This window comes from Moorena sp. SIO3I6, from assembly GCF_010672095.1.
Map to the genome: position 1 here is coordinate 1 of NZ_JAAHHU010000367.1, position 4,296 is coordinate 4,296.

The window sequence follows — 4,296 nt, forward strand, 5'->3', positions numbered from 1 at the left end:
TCAAGCTTTTACCTTTCCAACCCCGAGAGAAGTTACCAGAAATGTTGGCAGCAGCAGATATAGGTTTAGTTGTGCAAAAGCGTAACGTTGTTTCCTTTAATATGCCCTCAAAAATTCAAGTGCTATTGGCTTGCGGACGACCCATCATTGCTTCTGTGCCTTTGAATGGAACTGCAGCGCGAGTTGTTCGACAAAGTGGTGGCGGTGTAGTGGTACCACCACAAAAGCCCCAGGTTTTAGCATCTGCAATTGTCGAATTGTATGAAAATCCTGAGCAGGGGGTATCTCTAGGTAAACAAGGTAGAAAATTTGCTCTGAAGCACTTCGCCTATCAAAACGCTCTCAACCGCTATGAAGCACTATTAACTCAAATTACTAAGAAGCCTAACCATAATTCACTGATTGAATTACAGCAGTTTTCAGATTTATAACCTAGGTGAGACCAGATACATCAAATCAGATCCTGTCCCGTGGTACGTGGTAATTTTTACCGATACTACCGGACTGGATATCATAACCCAATTTAGAACTTCCATATATTTAGATGTTTTCCCCTTTGCCTTTTCCACCTAAGCCTTTTGACTTATTTCGTGCTGCTTCCAAGAGTAAACGTTGCTCAGCACGGGTAATTGCCTGGTAAGTCGCTTCAACATCTTTAACATCAACAGAAATCGAAGTAATTCCCCACTGCACCAACAGATCAATCAGTTCCGGATCTTGAACCGTAGCTTGACCACAAATTGAGCAAGGAATACCAGCTTCTTTTGCCATTTCGATTAGTTGCTGAATTGCTTGCTTGACCACTGGATGGCACCCTCCCACCAGTGTTTCCAACTGCCTTTGCTCCCGATCAGCTCCTAGTAAAAGTTGCGTCAAATCATTAGTACCAATAGAAATTCCTTGAACACCTGCCTTAACATAGTCTGGTAGCAGAAACAACACAGATGGCACTTCTGCCATAATCCAAAGTTGAAAATCAGGATTATCAGTAAGTCCTACCTGTTCTACCCGACGGCGGCAAAAGGTAAACTCTTCCACAGTACGTACAAAGGGCAAAATCAGCCGTAAATTCCTGCAGCCGTAAGCATAAACCTCCTGTAAAGCTGCCAGTTCCAGATCAAAGCTAGCTGGGTCACTCAGATAGCGACGAGTGCCACGTAGGCCAAGCATCGGGTTAACTTCCGCTTCCGTTACCAAGTGATCCCCACTCAGGGATGGAAATTCATGGGAGCGCCAATCCGTGGAGCGATAAAATACAGGACGTGGTGCCAAGGTAACCGTAAATTGAACAATTAACTGAGCCAAGCGTTCTACTAACTCACGCTCATGGCCTTGTCTGTGCCACTGACTGGGGTGCAGATTATTCAAAATCTCTAACATCATCAGTTCTGAACGCAATAACCCCACTCCATCCACTGGCAAACCCACAATTTTTTCTAGGGAGTCCGGCTGGCTAAGATTAACCAATAATTGAGTAGCAATGGGGAAAGTATTTTGAAAGTTAGAAGCTTGAAAGTTGACTTTTGCTTTCCTTTTTCTTAATCCTGAGCCATGCAACTTTTCAACCGGAAACCCTTGCTTAGTTCCTAGCCGATAAACTTCCCCCTGTCCCCCATCCACGAGTATAGACTCGCCAGTTTCTAAAATTTGGGTAATACCAGCCGCACCCACAACACAGGGAATACCAAGTTCTCTAGCAATAATCCCAGCATGACTAGTTATCCCTCCTTGTTCAGTAATAATAGCGGCTACGTGCTTGAGCCCAGGTAGCCAGTCAGGAGAAACACTTTGGGCAACCAAAATTCTACCAGAGAGGATTGCTGAGACGTTTTTGCCCTCACCCGATATCACATGAGCAGTTGCTGTAACTCTTCCTGGTGCTGCGGGTAATCCTCTCACAAGCATAGGCGTCATGGATGGGTTGACAGTGTGTTCACTAGAGTTGCTCTTAATGGAGTCCGATGAGGCTTCAGCCACATTGGGTCGGCTACCCACTTGTAGAGAGGTAAACAGCTTGCCGTAGGAGGTAGTAGAACCCACAGAGAGTTTGGAAGCATGATGTGACGGTTCAACCCTCAACTGGCTAGCATCCCACTTTTGCCCAGTTTCAGGACTAAATTTCGTAATTTGTAACTGTGGTTCTGAGTTTTCTGAGGTTTGCCATAGTGTCCACTCTAGGGAAAAGCTAGGACTAATATCAGCAACTAGACGCTGACTGATATTAATTAGCTGTTGGAGGTATTTGTCCTTTAGGGTGTACTGTTTTTGTTGCTCCTCACTGAGTAGATAGGCTTGCACAGTGTTCTGGGTTAGTGATAATGAGTCCGGTTCCAGACACAAGCCATAGGCACGGGTTTTACGACCCAGTCGTGAGGCTAGCACAATACCAGTTTCGATCTCAATTTGGTAATAGTCTGGCACTACTTCCCCCTTCGCCCATGCAGTACCTAACCCCCACGTGGCTTGGATGTAACCCTCAGCTTGGTTAATCTGGAGTGTACCAGAAGCGATCGCATCCCACATTGGTTGTATCAAGACTGCCAAATTAAGCTGCTGGAGACCAATACTATGCCGTTGCCAGTAAAATTGACTTCTGGCGCGAAATAGTTCTGCCCAAACCTGTTTTAAAGACAGTTCCATTGCTAGTGGTTGCCTAGGGCAAATATAGGATCCCAAAATTTTATCTGGTAAGGTTGAAAAAATCTGGGGTTGCTCTAATCTTCCCACTTCAGTTTTCCCAGTGTCCTCCTCAATTCCCGACCCTGGTGATGTCATGGATAAGGAAGGGTGAAAAATTGTTGCTGGGGCGAGTGTAGTTTCTGCTATCTCGGATAGGGTTGATGCCAACACCGAAGCTAAAGTCGCCCCTTGAATTTTGTGACGAATTTGCTGAGCCACTTGCTGTAGCTGGCGAGGATTGTCTACATCTACGTAAAGATAAGAAGAAGGTAAATCAGCTAACAGGGGTTCAGACTCACCTAAAATTGCGATAAATTCCCACAATGCCTTTGCACTCACCACAAAGCCAGGTACAACCGGATAATCCCGTTGCAACAGCTGACTTAAGTTCAAGGCTTCATTGCCCACGAAGGGATACTCTGAAGGTTGAATCAGATCAAGAGAGTAAAGATTATCCACAAATCGCCGCCTAATCCTGTTATTGCTCCGGGATTTTGGCATCATATCTCGAAGGCATAATATCTCTTACCATTAATCACGTCGTATTCACCTAAATCGTTAATTAAAAATTGACTCTCAACCAAGAATGATAAGTAGTCAACTGGACATGATATTATTAATCCTTCCTGTGCTTTGCATCACGCTCTTAGAGACAGAAAACGGTAGAAATACTGAGGGATTCTCATGGTCAGTCTTGGCATCTTTATAAATATAATGCCAGATAAATCCCCAAAATCATGTTACAGGGAATTCAGACTCTTAAAAAGGGTCTATTAAGTCTCTTTCTGAAATCGAACTGTCCCCTATGTGAGCGCCCTGCCACTGATGAATTGTGTGATTATTGCGAGCAGCAGTTACTCCGCTGCCAACTTGACAAAAATCAATTTTTATGTAATCAAAATCTCCCAGTGTTTGTCTGGGGCAATTACGGTGGTCCATTAAAACGAGTACTCGCTGCCCTGAAATATGAAAACCAACCCCAGCTAGCACATCCCTTGGGCCATTGGCTGGGTAAAGCTTGGTTAAAATCCTCTGCCACCCGTAGCCACAACCAAAAATTAATAGTAGTTCCCATTCCTATGCACCCTACAAAACAGCGACAAAGAGGTTACAACCAGGCAGAGCTGATTGCCCAAAGTTTTTGTGAATTCACTGGTTACAAACAAGCACCACTGGGTTTAGAAAGAGTCCGGGCAACTCAACCTCAGTTTGGTTTATCTGTCCAAGAGCGAGCGCAAAACCTAGCAGATGCCTTTATTATTGGTAAACACTTTCTCAGACATCATAGCACCTCACCCGTACTAATCCTAGATGATATCTACACCAGCGGAGCTACAGTCAAATCAGCCACCCAAACCCTGAGGAAGCATGGAATAAGCGTATATGGGTCAGTTGCGATCGCAACCAGCGCGACTATCGGTAAAGTAATGACAAAACGTGGGTCAGTTGATGATGGGGTGATAGGGTAATGGAAATCTATAGATTTTCTGGGCTTTGTTGCATGAATGATGAAGGGGTCAAAATGCTCCCCCTCTCAGGAGCAGTTTTAAGCATTATGGGCATAGCTATCAGGCATACCCAAATGGGTCATAGGATTGAGGGCAGCACAAGCAAGTA

At 44.8% G+C, this 4,296-nt stretch carries 3 protein-coding genes; 2 read left to right on the forward strand and 1 reads right to left on the reverse strand.

Features of this window, described 5'->3' with window-relative positions; translation table 11 throughout:
* Positions 1 to 431 (forward strand): glycosyltransferase (locus F6K49_RS36160; RefSeq protein ID WP_293104574.1); only part of this gene is annotated, 431 nt, incomplete at its 5' end.
* A 109-nt stretch (positions 432 to 540) separates the two neighbouring features.
* Here F6K49_RS36160 and F6K49_RS36165 read toward each other — a convergent pair.
* Positions 541 to 3,138, reverse strand: coding sequence for a putative PEP-binding protein (locus F6K49_RS36165; protein WP_293104577.1), 2,598 nt, complete (start codon positions 3,136 to 3,138; stop codon positions 541 to 543).
* Between the two features lie 278 nt (positions 3,139 to 3,416).
* On the opposite strand from F6K49_RS36165, the gene F6K49_RS36170 reads away from it, so the two are divergent.
* Positions 3,417 to 4,148 (forward strand): ComF family protein, encoded by a 732-nt coding sequence (locus tag F6K49_RS36170; RefSeq protein WP_293026713.1) that lies wholly within the window; start codon positions 3,417 to 3,419, stop codon positions 4,146 to 4,148.
* Positions 4,149 to 4,296: the final 148 nt, after the last annotated feature.